This is a genomic window from Microbispora sp. H13382 (genome assembly GCF_014161445.1).
Classification (GTDB): Bacteria; Actinomycetota; Actinomycetes; order Streptosporangiales; family Streptosporangiaceae; genus Microbispora.
In genome coordinates, this window is the sequence record NZ_JABBXA010000001.1 from 717290 (window position 1) to 743124 (window position 25835).

Annotated in this window: 21 protein-coding genes and 1 pseudogene; 10 read left to right on the forward strand and 12 right to left on the reverse strand. The window is 72.0% G+C overall.

The features are described 5' to 3' along the window. Nucleotides 1-8 precede the first annotated feature (8 nt). Nucleotides 9-644 carry a response regulator transcription factor gene (locus HHX41_RS03190; RefSeq protein ID WP_182904703.1) on the reverse strand — a complete coding sequence of 212 codons (636 nt, stop codon included), beginning with the start codon at nt 642-644 and terminating at the stop codon, nt 9-11. Further along, nucleotides 641-1792 (reverse strand): sensor histidine kinase, encoded by a 1152-nt coding sequence (locus tag HHX41_RS03195; protein ID WP_182904704.1) that lies wholly within the window; start codon nt 1790-1792, stop codon nt 641-643. Before HHX41_RS03195 ends, HHX41_RS03190 begins: the two co-directional genes overlap by 4 nt. A 204-nt stretch (nt 1793-1996) precedes the next feature. Between HHX41_RS03195 and HHX41_RS03200 the strand changes: the two genes are divergently transcribed. The 4 genes from HHX41_RS03200 (at nt 1997) to HHX41_RS03215 (ending at nt 5317) form a co-directional block, all read left to right on the forward strand. Continuing rightward, on the forward strand, nt 1997-2209 hold the full coding sequence (locus HHX41_RS03200) for a hypothetical protein (protein ID WP_182904705.1): 213 nt from the start codon (nt 1997-1999) through the stop codon (nt 2207-2209). Nucleotides 2210-2385: 176 nt separating this feature from the next. After that, nucleotides 2386-2952 (forward strand): redoxin domain-containing protein, encoded by a 567-nt coding sequence (locus HHX41_RS03205; protein WP_182904706.1) that lies wholly within the window; start codon nt 2386-2388, stop codon nt 2950-2952. 2 nt (nt 2953-2954) lie between these two features. Continuing rightward, nucleotides 2955-4814 carry an ABC transporter ATP-binding protein gene (locus tag HHX41_RS03210; RefSeq protein WP_182904707.1) on the forward strand — a complete coding sequence of 620 codons (1860 nt, stop codon included), beginning with the start codon at nt 2955-2957 and terminating at the stop codon, nt 4812-4814. Continuing rightward, the gene (locus HHX41_RS03215; protein WP_182904708.1) at nt 4811-5317 is read left to right on the forward strand and encodes a S26 family signal peptidase; all 507 of its coding nucleotides are present in this window, start codon (nt 4811-4813) and stop codon (nt 5315-5317) included. Before HHX41_RS03210 ends, HHX41_RS03215 begins: the two co-directional genes overlap by 4 nt. An 86-nt stretch (nt 5318-5403) precedes the next feature. Here HHX41_RS03215 and HHX41_RS03220 read toward each other — a convergent pair whose 3' ends face one another. The 3 genes from HHX41_RS03220 to HHX41_RS03230 form a co-directional block, all read right to left on the reverse strand. Next, nucleotides 5404-6225, reverse strand: coding sequence for an AfsR/SARP family transcriptional regulator (locus HHX41_RS03220; RefSeq protein WP_182904709.1), 822 nt, complete (start codon nt 6223-6225; stop codon nt 5404-5406). 273 nt (nt 6226-6498) lie between these two features. Then, nucleotides 6499-7917, reverse strand: a complete 1419-nt coding sequence (locus tag HHX41_RS03225) for a PLP-dependent aminotransferase family protein (RefSeq protein WP_182904710.1) — start codon at nt 7915-7917, stop codon at nt 6499-6501. A gap of 235 nt (nt 7918-8152) precedes the next feature. Further along, entirely contained in the window at nt 8153-8311 is a 159-nt protein-coding gene (locus HHX41_RS03230) for a hypothetical protein (RefSeq protein WP_182904711.1), read from the reverse strand. 248 nt (nt 8312-8559) lie between these two features. On the opposite strand from HHX41_RS03230, the gene HHX41_RS03235 reads away from it, so the two are divergent. After that, complete coding sequence (locus HHX41_RS03235; protein ID WP_169978432.1) at nt 8560-9051, forward strand: hypothetical protein; 492 nt, start codon at nt 8560-8562, stop codon at nt 9049-9051. A gap of 78 nt (nt 9052-9129) precedes the next feature. On the opposite strand, the gene HHX41_RS03240 is transcribed toward HHX41_RS03235, so the two are convergent. Continuing rightward, nucleotides 9130-11265, reverse strand: coding sequence for a serine/threonine-protein kinase (locus tag HHX41_RS03240; protein ID WP_182904712.1), 2136 nt, complete (start codon nt 11263-11265; stop codon nt 9130-9132). A 291-nt stretch (nt 11266-11556) separates the two neighbouring features. On the opposite strand from HHX41_RS03240, the gene HHX41_RS41575 reads away from it, so the two are divergent. Then, nucleotides 11557-12495, forward strand: a complete 939-nt coding sequence (locus HHX41_RS41575; RefSeq protein ID WP_182904713.1) for a chorismate mutase — start codon at nt 11557-11559, stop codon at nt 12493-12495. 79 nt (nt 12496-12574) lie between these two features. Beyond that, complete coding sequence (gene dnaE, locus HHX41_RS03250; RefSeq protein WP_182904714.1) at nt 12575-16096, forward strand: DNA polymerase III subunit alpha; 3522 nt, start codon at nt 12575-12577, stop codon at nt 16094-16096. On the opposite strand, the gene HHX41_RS03255 is transcribed toward dnaE, so the two are convergent. Beyond that, a complete protein-coding gene (locus HHX41_RS03255) occupies nt 16059-18269 on the reverse strand; it encodes a transglycosylase domain-containing protein (protein ID WP_310741745.1) in 2211 nt (736 codons plus the stop codon). The genes dnaE and HHX41_RS03255 overlap by 38 nt on opposite strands. Nucleotides 18270-18321: 52 nt before the next feature. Continuing rightward, entirely contained in the window at nt 18322-19626 is a 1305-nt protein-coding gene (gene murA / locus HHX41_RS03260; protein WP_169978421.1) for a UDP-N-acetylglucosamine 1-carboxyvinyltransferase, read from the reverse strand. Between the two features lie 101 nt (nt 19627-19727). On the opposite strand from murA, the gene HHX41_RS03265 reads away from it, so the two are divergent. After that, nucleotides 19728-20213: a hypothetical protein gene (locus tag HHX41_RS03265; RefSeq protein ID WP_182904715.1), complete on the forward strand. Its 486-nt coding sequence runs from the start codon at nt 19728-19730 to the stop codon at nt 20211-20213. A 22-nt stretch (nt 20214-20235) separates the two neighbouring features. Here HHX41_RS03265 and HHX41_RS03270 read toward each other — a convergent pair whose 3' ends face one another. From HHX41_RS03270 to HHX41_RS03285, 4 genes are all read right to left on the reverse strand, one after another. Beyond that, complete coding sequence (locus HHX41_RS03270) at nt 20236-21651, reverse strand: amidase (RefSeq protein ID WP_182904716.1); 1416 nt, start codon at nt 21649-21651, stop codon at nt 20236-20238. A gap of 77 nt (nt 21652-21728) precedes the next feature. Then, nucleotides 21729-22226 carry a Cys-tRNA(Pro) deacylase gene (gene ybaK / locus HHX41_RS03275; protein WP_182904717.1) on the reverse strand — a complete coding sequence of 166 codons (498 nt, stop codon included), beginning with the start codon at nt 22224-22226 and terminating at the stop codon, nt 21729-21731. 56 nt (nt 22227-22282) lie between these two features. Then, nucleotides 22283-22639, reverse strand: coding sequence for an arsenate reductase family protein (locus HHX41_RS03280; RefSeq protein ID WP_182904718.1), 357 nt, complete (start codon nt 22637-22639; stop codon nt 22283-22285). A 212-nt stretch (nt 22640-22851) separates the two neighbouring features. Further along, nucleotides 22852-23487 carry a TetR/AcrR family transcriptional regulator gene (locus HHX41_RS03285; RefSeq protein ID WP_310741746.1) on the reverse strand — a complete coding sequence of 212 codons (636 nt, stop codon included), beginning with the start codon at nt 23485-23487 and terminating at the stop codon, nt 22852-22854. Nucleotides 23488-23578: 91 nt separating this feature from the next. Here HHX41_RS03285 and HHX41_RS03290 point away from each other — a divergent pair, with 91 nt between their 5' ends. Together HHX41_RS03290 and HHX41_RS03295 are read left to right on the forward strand one after the other, a co-directional pair. After that, entirely contained in the window at nt 23579-25039 is a 1461-nt protein-coding gene (locus HHX41_RS03290) for an MDR family MFS transporter (RefSeq protein WP_182904719.1), read from the forward strand. A 45-nt stretch (nt 25040-25084) separates the two neighbouring features. Further along, a pseudogene (locus tag HHX41_RS03295) lies at nt 25085-25795 on the forward strand (FGGY-family carbohydrate kinase); the annotation flags it as partial. Nucleotides 25796-25835 lie beyond the last annotated feature (40 nt).

Here is a 25835-nt window from a genome sequence, read left to right on the forward strand (position 1 = left end):
CCGCCGGTTCAGGGACGCAGGTGCAGGGCGAGCTGGATCCGGTCGCGCAGGCCCAGCTTGCGCAGCACGCTGGACACGTGGTTCTTGACGGTCCCCTCGGTGATGAACAGCCGCGCCGCGATCTCCCTGTTGGCGGCCCCGGCGGCGACCATCCGCGCCACCTCCACCTCGCGGGCGGACAGCAGCTCCTGCCCGCGGAAGGCGACCGGGCTCACCGGCAGGTGCCGCAGCTCGGCGACCAGGCGGGCCGCCACGGGGCTGCCCAGCACGGTCTCCCCGCGGCTCACCCGGTGCACGGCCGAGACCAGCTCCTCCGGCGAGCAGTCCTTCAGCAGGTAGCCGGTCGCGCCGCCGCGCAGCGCGCCGAAGATGTACTCGTCCTCGTCGAACGTGCTGAGCACGACGACCGCCACCTCCGGGTGCTCGGCGGCCAGGCGGCCGATCAGCTCCACGCCGTTCATGCCCGGCATGCGCATGTCCACCAGCGCCACGTGCGGGCGACGGCCGGCGATCACCCGCAGCGCCTCGTGCCCGTCGGCCGCCTCACCCACGACCTCGATGCCGTCCTCGACCTCGAGCAGCTTGCGCAGCCCCTCGCGCAGCAGCGCCTGGTCGTCCACCAGCACGACCCTGACCGGGGTCATGCCCGCACCTCCGACGACGGCAGCTCCGCGCGCAACTCGAAGCCTCCGCCCGGTCTGTTGGCGCCGGCCAGCGTGCCGCCGAGGGCCCTGGCCCGCTCCGCCAGCGACGTCAGCCCGAAGCCGCCGGCCGGCCGGTCGTCCCTGCCCTTCCCGTCGTCACTGACCATGAGGACGACACGGCCGTCGCCGAAGGCGAGCGTGCCGCGCACGTGCTCCGCCTTCGCGTGCCGCAGCGCGTTGGTGAGCCCCTCCTGCAGCACCCGGTAGAGGACGAGCTCGGTGTCGGGCTCCAGCCGCCGCTCCTCGCCCCGCACCTCGAAGCTCACGCTGATCCCGGTGCCGTCGAACGACGCCGCGAGCCGTTCGAGCGCGGCGCTGCCGACGCGGCCGTCCAGCGCGAGCGGCCGCAGCGCGCGCACCCAGCGCCGCGCGTCGGTCAGCGCCTCCGCGGTGAGCTCCTTGGCCTGGCGGACCTCCGCCCAGGCGGCCTCGGGGCGGCGCTCGCGGAAGCGCTCGGCGTTCTCCAGGCCCATCTTGATGACCGTGAGGTGGTGGCCGACCGAGTCGTGCATCTCCGCCGCCATCCGCGCCCGCTCCTCGGCGACGGCCAGCTCCCTGATGCGTTCCAGCAACCCCTGGGCCTCCTCGCGCCTGCGCCGCGCCTCCAGAGTGGACGCCGCCATGCCCAGGCCGACCGCGGAGAACACCGCCATCGTGGCGGCCTGGGCGAGGCCCTCCGTGGCCGGTCTGCCCGTGAGCAGCGGCACGACCGCGCACAGGACCGTGACGCAGGACAGGAGAGCGGTCGCGACGCGCATGCCGTACACGAAGGCGAGGTTGGCCATCGCGATGAGGACCAGGGGCATGTGCGTCTCGACGGACCCCGTGACTCCCAGCGCGAGCGTCGCCGCCAGGAACAGCGGCGCCACCCAACGGCGGCGCGCCGCCCGCTGCCACGGCAGCGCCGGCCAGAGTGCCGCGACCAGCGCGAGGTTGGCGGCGAACAGCACGTACTCCGGCATGCCGCTGCCGCGGCCGGTCGCGACCGCCTCCGCGAGGCCGATGGTCAGCAGGGCCGCCATCGCCCAGAACGCGACGTTCAACAGGAACGGCCGGTCGGCGTCGCGCAACCAGTCGAAACGCGCCATGACTCGACCCTAGATCTCCGCGGCGCGAATGTGACCGGCCGCCGGGAAAACCATGACCGCGGTCATGGCCGCGTCCATGCGCCGCTGAATGCGCCGGGGGTGTCGAACGCATGCCTTTCCCATGCACGTCATTCCTAGTGTTTCCGGTGTCGGACAAACCGGCCCCTTCCTGAAAAGGGAGGAAACATGAAAGAGGTGCGATTGATGATCCGGACTCTCGAGTCGCTCACCGACCGGATGCTGAGCGCGGTGGTTCCCGCGGCCGAGGCGCAAGCCATGGCTCCGCAGTGCAAGCCCGTCTTCAGCGAGAACGTCACCTGCGGTGGCTACCCCTTCCCCGTCAAGACCGTCACGACGAGCATCTGCATCGACTTCGACGCCCGGACCTTCTACATCCAGAAGTCGGGCGGCTGCTGACCGATCGGAAGCCGCGGGAAACCGGAGCGAATTCGCGGTGAGACGCACAAGCCGAGGTTCCCGGTTCCGGCCGTGATTCGCCGTGCGCGGTGACCCGCCGCCCGGATCACACGAGGTGTGATCCGGGCGGCGTTCGCGCGGGTGTGAATGCCAATACCTGAGACGTGGGAGTCCTCGTGTCGATCTTCGCAGTGTCGTTCGCCGGTCTCGTCGGCGTACTCAATCTTCTGCTGACGGCGGGCGTGATCCGCCGTCTTCGCGCGTACGACGGCCTGCGGGCCGGGGGCTCCGGTCCGGGGCCCTGGCAGACCGTGTACAAGCCCTCGCGCGCGATGCGCGCCGCCGGCGAGCGGGTGGGCACGTTCCGCGGGCACACGGTGCGCGGTGAGCCGGTCGGCGACGAGTTCTTCGCCGGGGGCACCACGCTGGTCGGGGCGTTCACCGCGGGCTGCCAGGCGTGCGAGGAGCGCCTGCCGGAGTTCGCGGAGCTCGCGGCGGCCTTCCCCGGCGACGGCGCGCGGGTGCTGGCGCTGCTCGTCGGCGACGCCGGCGACCTCGCCGACAAGATCCGGCTGCTCGAGAAGATCGCCACCGTGGTGGTGGAGCCGGATCGGAGCGGGCCGGTGGGTGAGGCGCTGGGAGTCAGGGCGTACCCCGCGCTGGCGCTGGTCGACCCGGGCGGCGTGGTCAACGCCTCCGGGTCCGGCCTGGAGCACCTGTTCCTCGATCCGGCGGAGGTCTGACGGTGGGCGGGATCGTCGAGGCCCTGCGGATGACCTGGCGGGCCGGCCGGCTGCACACGGGCGTGTTCGTGGTGTTCACGGTGCTGGGCGCGGTGGCGCCGGTCGCGGTGGCGTGGCTGACCAAGCTGCTCCTGGACGGTGTCACGGCCCGGGGCGGCGCCGGGGCGGTGCTCGGGCCAGGTGTCGCCCTGGCCGCCGCCGGGCTGGTCATGGCGCTGGTGCCGCACGTCCTCCGGTACACCTCGGCCGAGACCGGCCGCCGGGTCGGCCTGCTGGCGCAGGAGCGGCTGTTCGCGGTGACCGAGCGGTTCGTGGGCATGGCCAGGTTCGAGGACCCGGCCTTCCTCAACCGGCTGCGGATGGCGCTGCAGCACGGCGGCACCACCCCGGGCGTGGTCGTCGCCGGCGCGCTGTCCACGGCGGGCGCCGTCGTCACCGGACTGGGGTTCCTCGGCTCGCTGCTGGTCTTCTCGCCGTGGATGCCCGTCCTGGTGCTCGCCTCCGCCGCACCGGTGCTCTGCGTGGAGCTGCGGCTGGCACGCCGCCGGGCCGGCCTCCACTGGCGGCTGACCCCCGTGGAGCGCCGGGAGATCTTCTTCCGGGACCTGCTGACCGACGCCCAGGCCGCCAAGGAGATCCGGCTGTTCGGCATCGGCGCCCACCTGCGCGAGCGCATGTCGGCCCAGCGCCGCCGGGCCGACGGCGAGAACCGGCGGCAGGACCGCCGGGAACTGCACGCGCAGGGGCTGACCAGCCTGCTCGGCGCCGCGGTGGCGGGCGGGGCGACGATCTGGGCGGTGCTCGCGGCGGCGGGCGGCCGCGTCACCGTCGGCGACGTCTCCCTGCTGGTGGCGGCGGTGGCCGGGGTGCAGGCGGCGGGCCTGGCCATCGTCGACGGGATCGCCCGGTCGCACCAGCAGCTCCTGCTCTTCACGCACTTTCGCGAGGTCCTGTCCGCAGGGTCCGACCTGCCGGTGCCCGCGAGCCCCAGGGAGGCCGCCCCGCTGGCCCGCGGCATCGAGTTCCGCGACGTGTGGTTCCGCTACTCGCCCGGCCACCCCTGGACGTTGCGCGGGCTGAACCTCACCATCCCGCACGGTCGCACCGTGGGTGTGGTCGGCCGCAACGGCGCGGGCAAGAGCACCCTCGTCAAGCTGCTGTGCCGGATGTACGACCCGGAGCGCGGGGCGATCCTGTGGGACGGGGTGGACCTGCGGGACCTGGACCCGGCCGAGCTGCGGTCCCGGATCAGCGCGGTCTTCCAGGACTACATGGAATACGACCTGACAGCGGCGGAGAACATCGGCCTGGGGGACCTGGCCTGTCTCGGCGACCGGGACCGCATCGCCGCGGCGGCGCGGGACGCCGGGGCCCACGAGTTCGTCACCGCGCTGCCGGACTCCTACGACACCCTGCTGTCCCGGCTCTTCTTCCAGGGGGACGACCAGGAGGACGGCGACGCCGCCGGCGAGACGGGGGTCACCCTGTCCGGCGGGCAGTGGCAGCGGCTGGCCCTGGCCCGCGCGCATCTGCGGGCCGGGCGCGACCTCATGATCCTCGACGAGCCCAGCTCCGGCCTGGACGCCGAGGCCGAGTACCGCATCCACCACGCCCTGCGGGAGCGGCGGGCGGGGCGGACCAGCGTGCTCGTCTCGCACCGCCTCAACACCCTGCGGGACGCCGACACGCTGGTGGTCCTGGCGGACGGCGCGGTCGCGGAACAGGGCACTCACGAGGAGCTGATGGCCCTGGACGGCGTCTACGCCGGCCTGTTCCGCATGCAGGCCGAGGGCTACGCGGAGCCGCTGCCCCCGCAGGTCGAGGACCTGCTGGAGCTGGTGCGAGGGAAGTTCGGCCGGTGACCGCCGCACCGCTGCCGTTCGTCCTCACCCTGGTCGCCGCCCTCGCCGCGGGCGTGGTCGCGGGCCTGGTCTGGGCGCGCAGGCGACTGCTGATGGTGAGCGTCTCCGGGGACAGCATGCGCCCCACCTACCGGTCCGGCGACCGGGTGCTGGTGCGGCGCGTCCCCGCCGGCCGCGTCCGGCGGGAGGACGTCGTCGTGGCCGACGTCTCCGGGGTCCTGGCGAAGCGCGCGGCGGCCCTCGGGCCGAGCCGGGTCGCTGTCGCTCCCCGGACGGGCTATGTGGTCAAGCGGGTCGCCGCGCTGCCGGGCGACCCCGTCCCCGCCCGGGTCCCCCGTACGGCGGGGGAGACCGCCGTGCCCCGGGGGGCCTTCGTCCTGCTCGGCGACAACGCCGGCCACAGCACGGACTCCCGGCACTTCGGCTACGTCCCCGCCACCGGCCTCGTCGGGAAGGTGGTCCGCGTTCTCCCCGCGCGGGCAGCGGGCGGCCGGAGGCGCTGAGAGCCGGGGCGGGAGTCATGCGAAAGGGCCGCGGAGGGAAAGACCTCCCCGCGGCCCTCGTCGTGCGACCGTGCCTCCTCGGGCCGCTAGAAGACGGCCTCCGGCTGGGGGACGACGGCGCCCCGGACGGCGTCGTCGTCCCGGCGGAGCACGGCGACGTGGAGTCCGTTCAGCTCGGCCGACGGGTCGAGGCCGAGCCGGCCGCCGAGCACGGCCGTGGCGCGCCCCCAGGCCGAGATCGCCCCGGCCACGTCGCCGCCCAGGTAGCAGGCGCGCATGAGGTGCGCCCAGCTGGTCTCCCGGAAGGGGGCGTCGCCCAGCACCTCCAGGATCTCGGGGATGAGATCGGTCGTGCGGCCCAAGCCCAGGCGGGCCTCCACCAGGCGCTCCCGCACCGTCAGGTGCAGCTCGGCGAAGGCGGTGAACCGCGACCGCAGCAGCTCCGAGGCGGTGCAGTCCTGTCCGATCGGCCCCTGCCACAGATCGAGGGCCCCGCTGAGCGCCTCCTCGGCCGCGCGGGGTTGCCGGGCGCGCAGCCGGGCGAAGCCCTCCATGGCGAGCCGCCTGAACATGACCGCGTCCACCTCCTCGGGCACGGCGAGCAGCCGGTAGCCGCCCTCGCCGCCGCCTCCCCGGAGAGTGACCAGGCGGTCGCGCAGCCCCAGGGCCGCCAGGCGGGTACGCAGCCGGGCGACGTGCAGTCTCAGGTTCTTGCGGGCCGAGCCGGGCGGGTCCTCCCACAGGTATCTCATCAGTTGCTCCACCGGCACCGAGCGTCCCTCTTCGAGCAGCAGCGCGGCGAGCAGCCCCCTCACCGGGGCCGATCCGATGGCCAGGGACGCGTCGTCGTGGCCGACCTGAACACGTCCCAGCAGGCGGAAGAGCATGTCGTGGCCTTTCTCGGGCACTCGATTCTGCGGCCTCAGGGAGGGCCGGAACATCGCGCCGCGGGGTGGGAAGGGCCGGGATGGCCACTGAGCGGGGACCCACAGGAGGGCCTGCGTCGACGTCGACGCGGGCGGGGGTTCGCCTTCTCACGTCCCACGGCCAACGCGTCGCTCCCAGCGCGTCCACGTTGACGGGCCTGGCCGTTGTTCTCATCCTGCCCCGTATACGGGAGGGACGAGGATAGCCAGTTGACCGGCATTAACGGTCTTTAGTGGACAGGTGCGCGCGCCGCGTCAGCAGGGGCAGGGCACCGTGTGGTCCAGGCAGCGAGTGATCTTCGCGAGTGTGCGGGACAGCACCGCCTCGGTCAGGTGGTTGTGGCTGACGAGGAAACCGTTCCGAGGCCGTAGCAGGCCGCTCCACTCGTACCGCGCGGTGGTCGGCGTCACGATCCCCCGCCGTTCCAACGCCAGGGCGATCCGGCCGGCGGGCATGTCGGGACGCAGTTCGACGTACACGTGCGACCCCGACCGCGTGCCGCTCAGCCGCTCCACGGCAGGGTGATCGGTCAGGGCCTCCACCACGAGTTGCCGCTTGGCCTGGTACGCGTGACGCAGCCGGTCGACGCGGGCCCGGGTCTCGGCCGAGCCGAGCATCTCGGCCACGGCGCGCTGCGCCACCGCGACCGTGCCCGACTGCCGCAGCGACAGGTGCTCGGCCAGCTGCCGCAGCCGGCGTCCGCGGGCGAGGATGTAGCCGGTGCACACCACGTCCGGGAGCAGCCGGCACAGGCAGCCCACGTAGACGACGTCGTCGGTGCGGTGCCGGCTAAGGTCCCACAACGACTGCGGCCGGATCGCCTCGGTGAAGTCGTGGTCCCGGTCGTCCTCCACGATCAGCGCGCCGCGGGTGACGGCCAGCTCGACCAGCGCGCGCCGCCGCGACAGGGACAGCTCCACCCCCAGCGGCATCTGGTGGGAGGGGCGCACCACGACCGCCCCAGCGGCGCGGGGCACGGCCTCCACCAGCGCCCCTTCGGCGTCCACGGGCACGGGCACGGTGACGACGTCGTGCTGGCGCAGCAGCCGGATCACCGTGGGCAGGCAGGGGTCCTCGACCGCCGCGACGGTGCCCGGCTGTATCGCGACCGCCGCCACCATGTCCAGCGACTGGCGGACACCGGTGGTGATCAGCACGTTCTCCGGGTCGGCCTCCAGGCCGCGTACCGCCCGCAGGTGCGCGGCCACCGCGCGGCGCAGCACCGCCTCGCCGGGCACCTCCACCGCGTCCGGGATCCGGTGCGCGGCCCGGCGCCACGCGGCCCGCCACACCGGCACCGGGAAGTCCTCCCCGGACGGCTGGTCGGGGGACAGGTCGACGAGCGTCCTGCGGACCCGGTCCGCGGGCGGCTTGCCCCGGTACGGCTCCCCGGCGGCCTTATCCGGCCCGGCCCGCCTGACGTAGGTCCCCGACCTGCGCCTGCTCTCTATCAGGTTCTCGGCTTCCAGAGTGCGATAGGCCTCCTGCACCACCGGCCGGGACACCCGCAGCAGCTCGGCGAGGGTCCGGCTGGACGGCAGGCGCGTGTCCGGCGGCAGGCGGCCGTCCAGGACGGCCTGCCTCAGCTGCCTGGACAGTTGGGCCGCCATCGACTCGGCGGAACCACGTGCCAGCTCGACATAGATCGACAGAGTCGTCGCCGTCCGCATCATGCCCCTTCGGCTCTTCACAACTACGGTTCACGCGCTGGTGGTGCCGCGGCCGGCGGAGTGTGAGGAGCCCGGCAGACCATGCCGGTTCCGCGGGAACGGCCACTCCGGCGTCGCGTTCCCGGGCAAGGCAATCTCAGACGACTTTCAGTTCGCTTACAGAAGCGTTGCAAAATGCGGCGAGGCCTTGAAACGCGTCATGCCGGGAAAGGGCGAGTGCGCCGAACGTGACCGCCGCTCAGGAGGGGCACATGAGGCAGGTCAGAGCGCGCTCGAGCGCGGCGGGGGTCGGCCAGGGGACCCTGACCAGGTGCCCGAGTCCCGGCCGCGACGAGGCGCCGTAGCGGTCCAGCTCCCACAGCCACACCTCGTCGTTGGCCGGCTCTCCCGTCAGCATCTCCGCCGCCTCTCTGAGCTGTCCCAAAGCAGGACCGGTCGGCCAGGATGCCGCGGACGGGGCGTGCCGCTCCGGATACGGCGGCCCTGCGGAGTCGGCGTTCCCGAGGAGCGGGGGTGAACTTTTCACCGGTTCCGCCGCGTCTCCTGAGCACCGGATCGAGTGGGGAGCGGGATCGTTGACCCGCCGGAAGGACCGGCCTACCGTGCGGGTCGCACGTCCCCGTCCTGTCGTCAGTCGGAGGTCCCGTGTTCCGCACCGCCGCAGCGCGCCTCGTCCCCCTGGCCGCCGCCGTCCTCGTGGCGGCCACCGCGCTCCCCGCCTCGGCCGAGGTCGTCGATCCCGCTCCCATCGGCCCCCACCAGTACTTCTACGGTTTCGTCAACGGCCAGACCGGCCACGCGACCATCAAGATGGCGTGCTTCGGGCCGGTATTCCCAGGACAGACCGGTCATCCGCTCGCCGGGCAGACCGTTGAGGTGCGGCCCGTCGCGATCTCGTCGTCGGCGGCGAGCGCCGGCTACACCGGCAGCGGCGGCACCACGATCGCGGTGGACCTGGGCGACCCGTCAACCGTTGCGAGGGCGCTCACGCTGCGCTACTACGGGGTCAAGGCCGAGATCCCGGTCACCGCGACGCTGCCGTGCTACGGCTCCGGGAAGGTGACGTTCACGCCGGTGCCCACCAGCTGGACCGCCCGTGAGGCGACCGTCGTGGTCGACTACGTCGGCCAGCCCTGACCGCATCGCCTCACCGCCGTGCCATGCCGGGCACCCGCGTAGTGGGTGCCCGGCGGTCACCGGCGCGCCCGGTCCCCGCTATTTCGCCGGCTTGAAGGTGGCGGCCATGGTCTCGAAGAGCTTCTTCTTCTTTTTCCAGTCCTTGTCCTGGGTCTTGTAGAGCAGCGCGTAGCCGTTGTTCTTGTCGGTGACGAAGCCGCGGTCGATCACACGGGACCGGTAGCGGCTGTCGCCGAAGGTGAACTCCCAGTCGGCCGCGGTCTTCCAGTAGCCCTTGACCTCTTTGATGGCGATGAGCTTGTAGCCGGGGAAGTTCCGGCTCATGCCCGGCACGTCGCGCTGCCAGACCTTCAGCGCGTCCGACTCGGGGCTGGAGGTGTGGTGCACCTCCAGGTAGGTGTGCGAGTCCCCGCGGAAGCGAACCTCACCGTTGCCCCTGCCGTCGGCGTGCCACCCCTTCGGCAGGGCGATGGAGAACCCGCTCGAGTGCTTGTACTTGTGCCAGCCGTCGGGGACGTCCCCGGGGCCGGGGCCGTCGCTGTCCGGGGAGGGCTCGGGGGACGCCGACGTCGCCGGCTCGTCCGAGGGGGACGCCGACGGCTCGGCGGAGGACGGCGCGGCCGAGGAGGGCGCCGAGGCGGAGGGCTTCTCGGTGGTCTTCCCGGTCGACGGGTCCGATCCGGCGGCGGGCTTGCCTCCCGGGTCGTCCCCGCCCGCCTTCAGCCCGAGATAGCCCGCGATACCCGCGATGACCAGCAGCGCCGGAACGAGGACCAGCGCGACCTTCAGCAGGCCGCCCCGCGACCTGGGCTCGACCGGGGTGGTGGACGCGGCGTGCCACGCCGCCCCGCCCTGTGCCGCCCCGCCCTGTGCCGGCGGCGCCGCGGGCGGCTCCTGCCGCAGCCCGGCGAGCCGGTCGCCGGCGTCGGCGATCCCGGCCGCCTCGGCGGAGGCCTCCGGCGCCTCGCGGTTCTCCTCGGCGACCGCGCCGCCGACCGCACGGCCGACCGTGCCGGAGGCGACGGCGGGGGCGACCTTGGTGGTCCCGTCCTCGCCGTCCTTGTGGTCCTTACGGTCCTTGCCGTCCTTGTCGCCGGCCGCCGGATCGCCTTCGTCCGAGGGCGTCGTACGGGCGGGCGGGGCGGCCTGCACGCCGGTCTCCGGCATGGGCGCCGGGACGTCGCCCTCCTGAGGGGTCCCGGGCTCGTCCTGGACGACGGGGATGGGCGAGGTGATCTCACCGGGACCCGCGGCCGCGTCGCCGGGCTCCGCGGGCGGCGCGGGACGCTCGCCGCGCCGCGGCGAGGACTCCGGCGGTGAGGAGGACACGGGCGGGTACGGCGCCGCGCCCCGGGGCGCCTTGCCTTCGGCGGCCGCGGGCCGGGACGGCGGCGGGGCGAGGTCCCGCGACGCCCGCTTGAGCAGGCGGGTCAGCTCCTCGTAACCGGCCCGGTCGGCGGGCTCCTTGGCGAGCATCCGCAGCAGCACGGCACCGAGCGCGCCCGCGCGCCGCGGCGGCGCCGGGTCCTCGTTCAGCACGGCGTGCATGGTGGCCATCGCCATGCCGCGGTCGTGCGGGGGCTTGCCCTCGACCGCCGTGTAGAGCGTGGCGCCCAGCGACCACAGGTCCGACTCGCGCTGCGCGGCCTCGCCGCGAAGCCGTTCCGGGGCGATGAAGGCGGGGGTGCCGACGAGGCCGGTGCGGGTCATGGTGGAGTCGGCTTCGAGCCGGGCGATGCCGAAGTCGGTCAGGACCACCCGGCCGTCGTCGGTGAGCAGCACGTTCTCGGGCTTGACGTCGCGGTGCAGCACGCCCTGCCGATGCGCGGCGCGCAGCGCGTCCAGGATCTGCAGCCCGATCTCGACGGTGCGCTCGGGGGACAGCGGGCCGTCCTCCCTGATCACCTGCCCGAGCGAGCGGGACGGCACCAGCTGCATGATGATCCAGGGCCGGTCGTCCTCCTCGATGACGTCGTGGACGACCACCACGTTCGGGTGGGTGAGGCGCCCGGCGGCCCGGGCCTCGCGCATGGTCCGGCGGTTGAGGTCGCTGAGCTCGTCGCCCATGGCGCTGTCGTAGCGGACCTCCTTCACCGCGACCGCGCGGTCCAGCAACTCGTCGTGGGCGCGCCAGACGACGCCCATGCCACCCCGGCCGATCGGCTCCACCAACTGGTACCGGCCTCCGACGAGCCGGCCTTCCGCACGCGACACTCGAACCCCTTCCTGGACTCATGAATCGTCCCATGGATGGCAAAGGGATCAACCGCGTCCATCGCCGACGATCCCGGAATCCGAGACAGATCGGTTCGAGTCGTGGCCCGTCGCTGCTAAGGTCCTAGTTATGGGTACGTACAGCTCGTTTAGGAGGCCGGCTCCGGGAGGGCCGGTCGCGTGAAGGTGAGCTAGCGACCATCCGGAGCCGGCTTGAGGCAGGGACGCCAGCGTCTCTGCCTTTTTCGTTTCGCACGTCCGGTTTTCGCACGCGGCCACGGAGGAGCCCACATGACGAAGGCAGCCCAACTCGACCGCGACGCCGTACGGATCGGTGATCTCGTGATCGGCGACGGGCTACCCGTGGTGGTCGTCGGCGGCCAGGACGCCCGCTGGCTGCGCCTGCGCGGCGACGGTGGCCCGCCCGGCGACGGGACGGTCGCCGAGGCCAGGGCGAGCTGGGCGGGCCCGCTGCTGGTGGAGCCCGCCTCGGTCGCCGACCTGCCCACCGTGGCCCGGCACGCCGACGGAGTGGTGGTCGGGGCGGCCTGGGCGTGCGATCCCGGCCTCGTCCGCGCCGCGGCCCGGCTCGGGCTGCCCGTCGTCCTGCAGCGGGGCGTCGTGGGCGGGCGGACGGCGACGCTGGAGGAGTGGCTGACCGCGGTGGACGACTGCGCGGCCGAGGACAACGAGGCGATCGTGCTCTGCGAGAGCGGCGGGCGCGCCGAGCCGGAGGACGCCGCGCCCGACCTCGGGCTCATGCGCGCGGCGCGGGAGCGCACCGGCCGCCCCGTGCTCGCCGGGCTGGGCGGCGACGGCGCGCTGGCGGACGCGGCGGTGGCGGCGGGGGCGGACGGCCTGCTGGTCGGCCCGGGCGCGCCCGTGCGGGCTCTCGCGGCGGCGCACGAGGCGGCCACCGTCGTGGCGGCGATCCTGCGGCCGGAGGTACCCGAGACCCTCGACGCGGCCCGGGGCGCGATCGACCGCGTGGACGCGGCCCTCGCCATGCTCCTCGAACGCCGGGCCGGGCTGGCCGGGCGGATCCAGCGCCTCAAGCCCGTCGGCGGTTTCCGGGGCCGGGACATGGAGCGCGAGCGCCGCCTCGTCACGGCCATGGCCCGCCGCGCCCCCAGCCTCGGCGCCGGGCTGCTCGCCCCGATCATGAACGCCGTGATCGAGGCCGGACTGCGTCTGTCGGAGGAGACGCGGGACGGCGAGGAGCGGAGATAAACTCTGCTTCACCTGAGTCCCACTGGTTCGCGATCACGGCGTAGGCTCTGGTCCGCGGTCCGGTGACGATGGGGGTCTCATGGGTGATTCGTTTGTGCATCTGCACGTCCACACCGAGTACTCGATGCTCGACGGAGCGGCGCGGCTGAAGCAGATGTTCAAACTCGTGGGCGAGCTGGAGATGCCCGCGATCGCGATCACCGACCACGGCAACATGCACGGCGCCTACGACTTCTACAAGCAGGCGACCGCCGCCGGGGTGAAGCCCATCCTCGGCATCGAGGCGTACGTCGCGCCCGAGTCGCGCATGCACAAGAAGCCGGTGCTGTGGGGCGAGCCGCACCAGAAGAGCGACGACGTCTCGGCGGGTGGCTACTACACCCACATGACGATCTGGGCCCGGAACAAGGCCGGGCTGCAGAACCTGATGAAGCTCAGCTCGCGCGCCTACACCGAGGGCTTCGTCCGCAAGTGGGCCCGGATGGACGCCGACATCCTCGCCGAGCACGCCGAGGGCCTGATGGCCACAACCGGCTGCCCCTCCGGCGAGGTGCAGACCCGCCTGCGGCTCGGCCAGTACGACCAGGCGCTCAAGGCCGCGGCGAAGTACCAGGAGATCTTCGGGAAGGACAACTACTTCCTGGAGATCATGGACCACGGTCTCGACATCGAGCGGCGGGTCCGCGACGGCCTCATCCGGATCAGCCGGGAGCTGGACATTCCGCCGGTCGTCACCAACGACTCCCACTACACGTACGAGTCCGACGCGGCCGGCCACGACGCCCTCCTGTGCATCCAGACGGGCAAGCAGCTCAGTGACCCCGACCGGTTCCGGTTCGACGGCAGCGGCTACTACGTCAAGTCCGCCGACGAGATGCGGGCGGTCGACTCCTCCGACATCTGGCAGGAGGGCTGCCGCAACACGCTGCTGGTGGCCGAGAAGGTCGACCCCGAGGGCTTCTTCCCGTACCACAACCTGATGCCGACCTACCCGATCCCCGAGGGGATGTCGGAGGAGGAGTACTTCCGGCAGCAGGTCTGGGAGGGCATGAAGCGCCGCTTCCCTGGCGGCGTGGACGAGGAGCACCGCACCTGGGTCGAGAACGAGATCGGCGTCATCCTCCAGATGGGCTTCCCGAGCTACTTCCTCGTGGTCGCCGACTTCATCATGTGGGCGAAGAACAACGGCATCCGGGTCGGTCCCGGCCGTGGTTCCGCCGCCGGCTCGCTGGTCGCGTACGCGCTGGGCATCACCGACCTCGACCCGATCCCGCACGGCCTGATCTTCGAGCGGTTCCTCAACCCCGAGCGCGTCTCGATGCCCGACATCGACATCGACTTCGACGAGCGCCGGCGCGCCGACGTGATCCGCTACGTGACCGAGAAGTGGGGCGCCGACAAGGTCGCCATGATCGCCACGTTCGGCACCATCAAGGCGAAAGCGGCCGTGAAGGACGCCGGTCGCGTCCTCGGGTACCCGTACGCGCTGGGCGACCGCATCTCCAAGGCGTTCCCCCCGGCCGTGATGGGCAAGGACATCCCGCTGTCGGGCATCTTCGACGGCGACCACCCGCGCTACAACGAGGCGGGCGAGCTGCGCAAGCTGTACGAGGAGGACGTCGACGTGAAGTCGACGATCGACCTCGGGCGCGGCCTGGAGGGCCTGATCCGGCAGACCGGTGTGCACGCCGCGGGCGTCATCATGTCGGCCGAGCCGCTGACCGACCACATCCCGATCATGCGCCGCGACTCCGACGGCGCGATCATCACGCAGTTCGACTACCCGACCTGCGAGACGCTCGGCCTGCTGAAGATGGACTTCCTGGGCCTGCGCAACCTCACGATCATCGACGACTGCCTGAAGATGATCGAGGGCAACACCGGGAACCGGATCGAGCTGCTCGACCTGCCGCTGGACGACACCAGGACGTACGAGCTGCTGGCCAAGGGCGACACGCTCGGCATCTTCCAGCTGGACGGCGGCGGCATGCGCACGCTGCTGCGGCTGATGAAGCCCGACAACTTCGAGGACATCTCCGCGGCCCTCGCGCTCTACCGCCCCGGCCCGATGGGCGCCAACTCGCACACCAACTACGCCCTGCGCAAGAACGGCCAGCAGGAGATCACCCCGATCCACCCCGAGCTGGAGGAGCCGCTCAAGGACATCCTCAGCACGACCTACGGCCTGATCGTGTATCAGGAGCAGGTCATGGCCATCGCGCAGAAGGTGGCCAACTACACGCTCGGCGGCGCCGACCTGCTCCGCCGCGCGATGGGCAAGAAGAAGAAGTCCGAGCTGGACAAGCAGTTCGAGTTCTTCGAGAAGGGCATGAAGGAGAACGGGTTCTCCGCAGCGGCCATCAAGGCCCTGTGGGACATCCTTCTCCCGTTCTCCGACTACGCGTTCAACAAGGCGCACACCGCCGGGTACGGCCTGGTGTCGTACTGGACCGCCTATCTCAAGGCCAACTACCCGGCCGAGTACATGGCGGCCCTGCTGACCAGCGTCAAGGACGACAAGGACAAGTCGGCCCTCTACCTCAACGAGTGCCGCCGCATGGGCATCAAGGTGCTCCCGCCGGACGTCAACGACTCGGACTTCGACTTCACCCCGCGCGGCACCGACATCCGGTTCGGCCTGTCGGCCATCCGCAACGTCGGCGCGAACGTCGTGGACGGCGTCATCGCGGCGCGCAAGGAGAAGGGCAGGTTCACCGATTTCAAGGACTTCCTGCGCAAGGTCCCCGCGATCGTCTGCAACAAGCGGGTCATCGAGTCGCTGATCAAGTCGGGCGCGTTCGACTCGTACGGGCACGTGCGCAAGGGCCTGCTCATGGTGCACGAGCAGGCGGTGGACGCGATCATCGACATCAAGAAGAACGAGGCCATCGGCCAGGACTCGCTGTTCGGCGCGATCGACGGCGCCGAGGACCAGACCTTCGACGTGCAGATCCCGCCGGGGGAGTGGGACAAGACGACGCTGCTGCAGTTCGAGCGGGAGATGCTCGGCCTGTACGTCTCCGACCACCCGTTGTTCGGCGTGGAGCACATCCTGTCGGCGGGCGCCGACTGCTCGATCGCGGCCCTGCAGGACGACAGCCGTTCCGACGGGCAGGTCGTCACGGTCGGCGGCATCCTGTCGGGCCTGCAGCGCAAGGTGACCAAGAAGGGTGACACCTGGGTCCTCACGATGCTGGAGGACCTGGAGGGCTCGATCGAGGTCATGATCTTCCCGTCGGCCTACCAGCTCTGCGCGACCGTGCTCGCCGAGGACGCGATCGTCTTCGTCAAGGGCAGGATCGACAAGCGGGAGGACGTCGCGAAGATCATCGCGATGGAGGTGACCGCGCCGGACCTCACGGCCGAGTCGGGCGGACCGCTGGTGGTGAGCATGCCGATCAACCGCTGCACGCCGCCTGTCGTGGGCCGGCTCAAGGAGGTGCTCACCACCCACCCGGGGACCACGGAGGTCCACCTCCAGGTGCACAACGGGCCGCGTACGACGGTCATGCGGCTGGACGACCGGCTCCGCGTGAGTCCCTCGCCCGCCCTGATGGGCGACCTCAAGCAGCTGCTCGGCCCGGCCTGTCTGGCCGGTTGACCGGCTGCTCGGCCTCCCGCTCCCGCTCCCGCTTCTTCTTCTCCTTCTCCTTCTTGCGCTGCTTCTCCAACGCCTCCTTCAGGCCCGGTGTGAACCCACCGCCGAACCGGGCCATGTCCGGTGGGACGAAGCCGTACACGGGGGTGTCCCGCAGGGCGGCGCGCATCGAGTCCACCCAGATCGGGCCGGGCAGCGAGGCGCCCTGCACCGCGCCGTAGTAGCGGCCGCCGATGGTGACGCCGGTGAGCGGATAGCGGTAGGAGCCGCGGATGTCGCCCACGCTGACGGCGGCCGCGAGGCCCGGCGTGTACCCGGCGAACCAGGCCGAGGTGTAGCCGTTGTTGGTGCCCGTCTTGCCCGCGGCGGGCCGCCCGATGGACTGGCCGCGCATCGTGCCCTTGGAGAAGACCCCCGTGAGCACGTGGCTCACCGCGTCGGCGACCTCGGGCTCGAGCGCGCTCACGCACGCCGGCGGGATGTCGGTGCGGGTGCCGTCGCGCTCCACCACGGCGGTGATGGCCAGCGGCCGGCAGTAACGGCCGCGGGCGGCCAGCGCCGCGTACGCCGCCGCCACGGTGGTGGGGTCCATCTCGTTGGCCCCCAGCGTGAACGTCGGCACCTCGTGCAGCGGCGCGCCGTCCGCCCGCCTGATGCCCAGTGACCTGGCCGTCCGCACCACGTCGCACAGGCCGACCTCGCGCTCCAGCCGCATGTAGAAGATGTTCACCGACTGCCAGGTGCCCATCTCCAGGCTGTACGGCCCGCCGCCGCCCTCGCCGCCCGCGTTGTGGATGACCGTTTTCGGGTCGTTGACGGTCCTGCCCGAGCAGTCGCGGTAGCCGTACGACGGGACGTACGCGCCGGGGATCGTGAAGCCGTCGCCGAACCGCATCCCCTGCTTGAGCGCGGTGGCCAGCGTGAACACCTTGAACGTGGAGCCCGCCTGCAGGCCGAGCCCGCCGCCGTGCGCGGTGTCGGCCGCCAGATTGTAGGTGGTGGCGGGCCCGAGGTCGCGGTCGTGCGGGTTGCGTCCGTACCGCTTGCTCACCGCCATCGCGCGGATGTGCCCGGTGCCCGGCTCGATCATGGTTTCCGACGCCACCTGGTTGTCGCGCGGCCTGACCCGCACGGCGATGGCACGTGCCGCGGCCCGCTGCGCGACCGGGTCGATGGTCGTCCAGATGGTCAGCCCGCCCCGCTGCAGGCGCCGCTCCCGGTCGGCCCTGGTGTATCCGAACGCGGGGTTGCCGAGCACCTCGCGTTCCACGTACACGCAGAAGAAGGGGTAGGCGCTGCCGGCGCAGCCGCCGGGCTCGGGCCGCAGGCGCAGCCCCAGCGGCTCGGCCGCGGCGGCGCGCGCCACGTTCCCGTCGATCATCCTCAGCTCGGCCATCCGGCCGAGAACCAGGTCGCGCCGGGCCCGCAGCCGGTCCCTGTGCTCGTCGCCCAAAGAGGGATCGGTGTCGTACGGCGTGCGCACGGCGCCGGCGAGCGTCGCGGCCTGCGTGAGCGTCAGGTCGGCGGCGTCGACGCCGAAGAACCGCTTGGCCGCGGCCTGCACGCCGAACGCCCCCGCGCCGAAGTAGGCGATGTTGAGGTAACGCTCGAGGATCTGGTCCTTGGTGTATTTGCGCTCCAGCGCCAGTGCGTACCGCAGCTCGTCGAGTTTGCGGCGGAACGAGCGCACGAGGGCCTGCGCCCGCTCGTCCTCCGACTCGGCCTGGTTCAGCATGATGTTCTTGACGAGCTGCTGGCTGATGGACGAGCCGCCCTGCCGGATCCCGCCGGCCCGGGTGTTGGTGACGAATGCACGCAGCGTGCCCTTGAGGTCGAGACCGCCGTGCTCGTAGAACCGGGCGTCCTCGATGGCCACGATGGCCTGGCGCATGACCGGGGCGACCGCGCTCAGCGGCACCGACTGCCGGTTCTGGTAGTAGAACTGCGCGATCTGACGTCCGTTGCGGTCGAGCAGCCGTGTCACCTCGGGCAGCGGCTCCTCACGCAGCGGCGAGGGCAGGTAGGTGAGGGTGGACGCGGCGCTCCTGGCCGCCAGGCCGGCTCCGCCCACGAAGGGCATCACCAGCCCGGCGACCAGGGTGCCCCCGGCTGTGCCGCACAGGCCCAGCGCGAGGACGGCGCGCCCGAAAGCGACGCCGAGAAGACGAGAGGTCACGGGATATCAGTGCGACCTCTGGCGTTTGTCCAAACCCGGGAGCCGTAAAGCTTTACGTGATCCTGTTGATCTTCAATCCGAGGGAGGTGAACTGTTCGAACGGTCTGTGGTAGCCGCGTTCGATGTGGTTGACGCCCCGCAGGGTCGAGGTGCCCTCGGCCACGGCGGCGGCCAGCACCGCGGAGAACCCGGCGCGGATGTCGGGGAGCGTGACGTCGGCCCCGCGCAGGTTGGAGACTCCGCGAACGACCGCCGAGTGCTTGGCGTTGGTGTCGTGATAGCGGCACGCCGGGCCGCCCAGGCACTGGGCGAACACCTCGATCTCGCACCCCATCTTCTGCAGCGCGGGCACGTACACGAGCCGGTTCTCGAACACCGTCTCGTGCAGCACCGACATGCCCTCGGCGCGGGTGAACAGCACCATCAGCGGCGTCTGCCAGTCCGTCATGAAACCGGGGTGGGTGTCGGTCTGCACCGCCGCCGCGCGCAGGCCGTCCGGGGCCGAGGCGCACAGCCACTCGTCGGTGATCTCGAACCGCGCGCCCATCCGCGCCAGCGTGGTGATGGCGGTGACGAGCCGGTCCTGGTGGCAGCCGTGCACGCGCACCTCGCCGCCCGTCACCAGGCCCGCCACGAGGTACGAGAACGCCTCGATGCGGTCGCCGGCCAGCCAGGTGGAGGCGCCGTGCAGCTTCTCGACGCCCTCGATGACGATGCGCCGGTCCGGGCTCAGCTCGATCATCGCGCCCATGCGCTGGAGGAACAGTGCCAGCTCCACCACCTCGGGCTCCATCGCCGCGCCCTTGATGACGGTCTTGCCCTCCGCGAGCACCGCCGTCATGAGGATCGTCTCGGTGGCGCCCACGCTGGGATAGGGGAGCGTGATGCGGTTGCCGCGCAGCCGGCTCGCCTTGGCGGTGATGCCGTTGTCGCCGACCTCGATCTCCGCGCCCATCGACCGCAGCGCCTCGACGTGGAAGTTGACCGGCCGCCTGCCGATGGGGTCGCCGCCGACGAGGGGGACGAACGCCTCGCCCGCCAGGTGCAGCAGCGGGCCGAGCATCAGGATCGGGATGCGGTTGAGACCGGTGTACTCCTCCGGCACGCGCGGCCGGATCTCACTGCCCCGTTCGATGGCGATCTCACCAGGGGTGATCTCCACATGGATGCCGAGGGCTTCGAGCATGGCGGCGGTCAGCCCCACCTCGCCGACCTCGGGGGCGTTGTGCAGAATGCTCGGACCTGTCCCGAGCATCGCCGCCACCATGTGCTTGGAAACCGCGTTCTTCGATCCCCGGACCTCCACGTCTCCCCGCAACGGGCCGGACGGGTCGATCTGCCATACCTCTTCGCTCACTCGGCCTCCTTGGCCCACACCGATGCCGCGCGTCCCCTGCACCCGGCTTCAGCAAGAGTAACGGGATCGGACCCGATTACCATGTGGGTACTATCGGGACGGTGCGGCATCTGAGGGGCAATCTGGCGACGACCGTCGTGACCGTCCTCGTGCTCGCCGTCCTCGGCGCGGTCGCCGGATACGTGTGGTCGGCGCTGGCCCCCGCCACGCGGTACGTGCTGGTCGACGGCACGCCGCACCTGGCCGACCCGGAGACGCAGTCCCTCATCGAGGCCGACGGCTGGTTCGCCGCCGTCACCGGCGCGTTCGGCCTGGTCTGCGCGGTCGCGGGGTATGTGCTGTCGCGCGACAGGCCGGTCGGGGTCCTCGTGGGGCTCGCGGCCGGCGGGCTGCTCGCCGGGTATGTCGCGATGCTGGTCGGCGGCACGGCCAAGGGCGTGGTCCAGGCGGCGGGACCGGGCGGCTACACCACCACGACCTCACTCGACCTGACCGCGCACGGAGTGCTGTTCGCCTGGCCGCTCGTCGCCACCGCGGTCTTCTGGGTCGTCGAGTTCGCCGTGACCTACAACCAGCGCGCCCGTTAGACCCTGTCGCTAGGCCCCGTCGCTAGGCCCCGTCGAGGCCCGGCACGGTCCGCCAGAGGCCGGTCGCCTGCTCGAAGGCGTGCCCGAGACGCAGGACCTCCATGTCGGCCCACGGCCTGCCCACGATCTGCAGGCCGACCGGAAGGCCCTCGGGCGTGAACCCGCACGGCACCGACATCGCGGGCGCGTGCAGCACGCTGACCCAGTAGCACGAGCGCATCCACGCCAGGTAGTCGGGCATCTCCACCCCGGCCACCTCCGTGACGTACGGCTGCTCGACCGGGAACGGCGGCACCTGGCTGACGGGCGCCACGAGGAAGTCGTACCGCCCGAAGAACTTCCGCACGCGGTGGAACAGCCCGGTGCGCAGCCGCTCGGCCCGGGCGAGGTCGGCGCCGGTGACCTTCCGCCCCTGCTCCACGTTCCAGGCCACGTTGGGGCCCACCTCGGGGAGGTCGCCGAAACTGAGCGCGTAGTACCACGACCGGTAGACGCGGAACGCCTCCTCGGCGTCGGACAGGTCCAGGTCCACCTGCTCGACCTTGGCGCCCAGCGCGGCCAGCGTCTCGGCCGCCCGCGCCGTCGCCGCGGCCGTCCGCGGATCGACCGGGAGGCCGCCCAGATCGGGGCTGAAGGCGACGCGGACGCCGGCGAGGTCCATGTTGGCGAGGTGCAGGTCCAGCGGCGCCGCGAACGTCTCACCGTCCTCGCGGATCGAGAACGGTGAGACCGGGTCGAACCCGGCGATGGCCGACATGAACAGCGCCAGGTCGGCGGCAGTGCGGGCCATCGGGCCCGGCACGCTGAGCGTGAACCAGGCCGCCGTCGCCGACTTCGCCGGCACCCGCCCCGGGGTGGGCCGAAGGCCCGCCACATTGCAGAACGACGCGGGATTGCGCAGCGACCCGCCCATGTCGGAGCCGTCTGCGAGCGGCACCATCCGGCACGCCAGCGCCGCCGCGGCGCCGCCGCTGCTGCCGCCCGCGCTCTTCGACAGGTCGTAGGGGTTGCGCGTCGCCCCGAACACCTCGTTGACCGTGTGCGAGCCGGTGCCGAACTCCGGGGTGTTCGTCTTGCCGAGCGCGATACCGCCCGCCTCGCGGATGCGCCGCACCAGCGGGTCGTCCTCGGTGGGCACGTGGTTCGCGAAGGCCGGCGAGCCGTACGTGGTCCGCACGCCCGCGGTGTCGGCGAGGTCCTTGTGCGCGACCGGGATGCCGTGCAGCGGGCCGCGCACGTGCCCGCGCCGCAGGTCATCGTCGGCGCGCGCGGCCTGGTCGAGCGCCCGCTCGGCGGTCAGCGTCACGACGGCGTTGACCCGCGGGTTCGTCTCGTCGATGCGCCGCAGGCATGCCTCGGTCAGTTCGACCGCGCTCACCTCGCGGGCCCGAAGCAGCGCGGCCATCTCGGTTGCGGTGAGGTCGGCCAGCTCGTTCATATCTCCCCCGTTCCCTACGGTCTCCGGCCAGTTTCACGGCCTGTGAGCCGTACGGGCGACGGCAACACTCGACAGGTTCAGGCCTTGGCGATGGGGGCGGTCACCGCCTGGGCGAGCCGGATGAGGTTGTCCGGCGCCGTCTCGATCTGCAGGCCACGCCGCCCGGCGGAGAAGTAGATCGTCTCGAAGCCGAGCGCCGACTGGTCCACCACGGTCGGCAGCCGCTTGCGCTGTCCCAGCGGGCTGATGCCCCCCACCACGTAGCCGGTGACACGCTCCACCTTCGCCGCGTCGGCCATCGCCGCCCGCTTGCCCTTCAGCGCCGCGGCGAACGCCTTGAGGTCGAGCTTGCCCGCCACCGGTACGACCGCGACCGCCAGGCCCGCCTCGGTCTCCGCCACCAGCGTCTTGAAGATCCGCTCGTAGGGCAGGCCGAGCGCGTCGGCCGCCTCCTCGCCGTACGCCTGGGCGTTCGGGTCGTGGTCGTAGGGGTGAAGGGTGAACTCCGCCTTGGCCTGCGTGAGGGCGACGGTCGCCGGAGTGCCCTGGCCGCCCTTGCTCTTGGTCTTGCTCACGACGGCAAGCCTAGTGCGGACGCTCCTTCCCGATTCGCCCCCTGTGGACGACCCCGTCACCGCAGGACGGAGCGCACGGCCTCGGGGGAGCGGGCCACCACGGCGGTCCCGTCGTCGGCGGTGATGATCGGCCGCTGGATCAGGATCGGGTGAGCGGTCATGGCCTCGATCCACCGCCCGCGGGCCGCCTCGTCGCGCGGCCACGACTCGATGCCCAGCTCCGCCGCGACGGGCTCGCCGAGGCGGGCGACGTCCCAGGGCTCCAGTCCGAGGCGGCGCAGCATCTCGGCGAGCTCCTCCGCGCTCGGCGGGTCCTCCAGGTAGTGCCGAATCGTGTACCCGGCGCCCTCGGCATCCAGAAGCGACAGAGCCGACCGGCACTTCGAGCAGGCCGGATTGATCCAGATCTCCATGGGATCATTGTCCCGCGTCACGGTGGGGGCGGGCTCGCTAACGCTGCCGGAAAGGCGCGAACCGGCCGAGGTAGGTGAAGGCCCAGCGGTCTGTGCCGCCCTTGCGCGGATGTTCCAGGGGCCGTCCGAGCCGTTCCCGCAGGCGTGTCCTCCACGCCCTCCAGGGGCTGGAGGCTGCCCGAACCCCTCCCCGCGCCGGGGCATGAGTCAGGTCAGACGGCTCCCGCCTGATCCGGCCCGTTGTGGTGGCTGCGAACGAGGGGGAGGAATAGCTCGTCGACGATCGATCGGATGCGGGGCGGCTTCAGGGGTTTGAGGTCCATGAGCAGGTCGTGGCGCACCAGGTCGAACGGCATGGCGAGCACCGCGGGAGGGATTCGTTCCAGGTCGATTTCGCCACGGTCATGGGCACGCTGGTAGATGGCCCGAACGCGTGGAAGCCGCTGGTCGCCGATGATCCTGTCGCGTGCCTGGGCGGGGGTGAGCCCGGTGCCGGCCAGTAGCCCCGAGAAGGCGGTGGCCGCGGCGATGGCGGAGAAGGCGGCGCGGGCCTCGCCCATGGCGGTCAGCGCGGCGAGGAGGTCGCCGCGCAGCGTGCCGGTGTCGGGGAGGTCGACCGGATGGCTGTTCCGATAGTGCTCCAGCGCGGCGAGCACGAGCTGGTCCTTGTTGGCCCAGCGGCGGTAGAGCACGGCGATGCCGGTGCCGGCACGGGACGCGACGGACTCCATGGTCAGCTTCGCGAAGCCGACCTCGACCAGCTCGTCCCAGGCTGCGTCCAGCAACGCGGCCTCGAGTTCGGGCCCGCGTCGGCGTTGGCGAGAGGGCTCGGCGCCGGCTGTGGTCACGACTCCCATCATAAGGAAGGTTTGCATTCCCTAGCAAAGCCGCCCTACTCTCCTAAGAGATGGATTCCACTCTTAATGTGAGGGCGGGGCGATGACAGAGACCACCGAGGCGAGGCTGTCGCCGCAGGTGAAGAACGCGCTGATCGCGCTGATCGTGGGCGGGATCGCGGCGATCCTCGACTCGACGATGGTCACGCTGGCGATCCACACGCTGGCGGTGAAGCTGCACTCGACCGCCGACACGATCCAGTGGGTCACCACCGGTTTCCTGCTGGCGATGGCCGTCGCGATCCCGGTCACCGGGTGGGCGGAGCGCCGCTGGGGCGGCAAGCGGGCCTGGATGGCCGCGCTGGTGCTGTTCGTGCTCGCCTCGGTGCTGTGCGCGGTGGCGTGGGACGACGCCGGCCTGATCGGGTTCCGGGCGCTGCAGGGCTTCGGTGCCGGGCTGATCTTCCCGTTGATGCAGACGCTCGCGGTGAGAGCCGCGGGCGGGCGTGTCAGCAGCCGGCTGATGGCGGCCGTCAGCCTGCCGATCGCGCTTGGTCCGATCCTCGGCCCGGTGATCGGCGGCGTGATACTCAACTGGCTGAGCTGGCGCTGGCTGTTCCTCGTCAACGTGCCGGTGATCGCCGCCGGGCTGCTGCTGGCGTGGCGGTTCCTGCCTGCCGACCGTCCCGGCTCCTCAGCCGGGCGCGGGCGCCTGGACTGGATCGGCCTGGTGCTGCTCGCGCCGGCGCTGACGGGGATCCTGCTCGGCCTCTCAAAGCTGTCGGAGCATGGCGGGATCGGCCACGCCGGGGTGCTGGTGCCGCTGTCGGCCGGGGTCGTCCTGCTGGGCGCGTTCATCGCCTGGGCGTCCCGGCCTGGCGAGCGCGAGCCGATCGTCGACGTGCGGCTGCTGCGCGTGCGCTCGCTTGGCAGTGCGTCCGCGGTCCTGTTCACCGCCGGCGCGGCGATGTACGCCGGCATGTTCCTGCTGCCGCTGTACTACCAGCAGCTGCGGGGCGACAGCGTGCTGGGCGCCGGGCTGCTGATGATCCCGCAGGGCGTGGGCGCGCTCGCCTCGCGCTTCCTGATCGGCAAGGTGGTCGACCGGTTCGGGGCGCGAGCCGTGACGATCGCCGGCTTCCTGCTCGCCGCCGTCGCCACCGTCCCGTTCGCGCTCGCCGGGCCGGACACGAGCCTGCCGTGGCTGGGAGCCGTGCTGTTGGTTCGCGGTCTGGGGATCGGGGCGGTGCTGATCCCTCCGATGTCCCTCGCCTACCGGGACATCCAACCGGCAGGCATCCCGCACGCCACCATGAACACCCGCATCGTCCAGCAGGTGGGCGCCTCGTTCGGCACCGCGATCGTGGCCGTCGTCCTGCAGTCGCTCCTCGGCCACGGCGCCACCGGCGCATTCCAGGGCGCGTTCTGGTGGGCGGCCGGCATCGCCGTCGCCGCGGTCGTCCCCGCCATCGCTCTGCCGGCGGGCAAGCCGGCGAACCGCCGACCGGCCGCAGAGCCGGTGCGCGACGACGAGGCCGCGAGCAGCCGAGTGGCGGAGGTCTGAGGACGGCAGTGATGGGCATGACGGCCGCCTACAAGGCATCGACCTGCGCTGGGTGTCGGTGCCGAGCCGGGCGACGTGATCGTGTCGATCGGCACCTCCGGCGTAGTGTCCACCGTTTCCAACGTGCCGACCGCAGACCCGAGCGGGATCGTGGCCGGGTTCGCCGACACGACCGGCCGGTTCCTGCCGCTGGTGTGCACGCTCAATGCCGCCCGGGTGCTCGACGCGGCCGCGACCATGCTGCGGGTGGACCACGCAGAGCTGTCGGCGCTGGCGCTGTCCGCCCCGCCGGGCGCCGACGGGCGGACCCTGGTGCCCTACCTGGAGGGCGAGCGCACACCGAACCGCCCGCACGCCACCGGAGCCGTGCACGGCCTGGCCCTGCGGACCTCGACCCCCGCGCACCTGGCTCGCGCGGCGGTCGAGGGCATGCTGTGCGCGCTCGCCGACGGGCTGGACGCAATGATCGCGCAGGGCACGACGGTCAACCGGGTCATCCTCGTCGGCGGTGGCGCCCGCTCGGAGGCGGTGCGCCGGATCGCGCCTACTGTCTTCGGCCGCCCCGTGCTCGTCCCACCACTGGGGGAGTACGTCGCCGACGGCGCCGCCCGCCAGGCGGCCTGGGTGTTGTCGGGCGGGCAGCGGCCGCCGTCGTGGACGGTCGGGCAGGTTGAGATGCACGAGGCGGACGCCGTGCCGGCGATCCGCGAACGGTACGCCGTGGCCCGCGCGAACGTCCTCGACCGCGCCGGCTGACGGCGGCGGCACCGGTGCCGGAATCACCGGCAGCGGGGCC

Bases quoted from the DNA above. Each gene is read 5' to 3' on its own strand.
- HHX41_RS03190 (WP_182904703.1), bottom strand. From the start codon at position 644: ATGACCCCGGTCAGGGTCGTGCTGGTGGACGACCAGGCGCTGCTGCGC.
- HHX41_RS03195 (WP_182904704.1), bottom strand. From the start codon at position 1,792: ATGGCGCGTTTCGACTGGTTGCGCGACGCCGACCGGCCGTTCCTGTTG.
- HHX41_RS03200 (WP_182904705.1), top strand. From the start codon at position 1,997: ATGATCCGGACTCTCGAGTCGCTCACCGACCGGATGCTGAGCGCGGTG.
- HHX41_RS03225 (WP_182904710.1), bottom strand. From the start codon at position 7,917: ATGATGCGGACGGCGACGACTCTGTCGATCTATGTCGAGCTGGCACGT.
- HHX41_RS03230 (WP_182904711.1), bottom strand. From the start codon at position 8,311: ATGCTGACGGGAGAGCCGGCCAACGACGAGGTGTGGCTGTGGGAGCTG.
- HHX41_RS41575 (WP_182904713.1), top strand. From the start codon at position 11,557: ATGACGAAGGCAGCCCAACTCGACCGCGACGCCGTACGGATCGGTGAT.
- dnaE (WP_182904714.1), top strand. From the start codon at position 12,575: ATGGGTGATTCGTTTGTGCATCTGCACGTCCACACCGAGTACTCGATG.
- HHX41_RS03270 (WP_182904716.1), bottom strand. From the start codon at position 21,651: ATGAACGAGCTGGCCGACCTCACCGCAACCGAGATGGCCGCGCTGCTT.
- HHX41_RS03280 (WP_182904718.1), bottom strand. From the start codon at position 22,639: ATGGAGATCTGGATCAATCCGGCCTGCTCGAAGTGCCGGTCGGCTCTG.
- HHX41_RS03290 (WP_182904719.1), top strand. From the start codon at position 23,579: ATGACAGAGACCACCGAGGCGAGGCTGTCGCCGCAGGTGAAGAACGCG.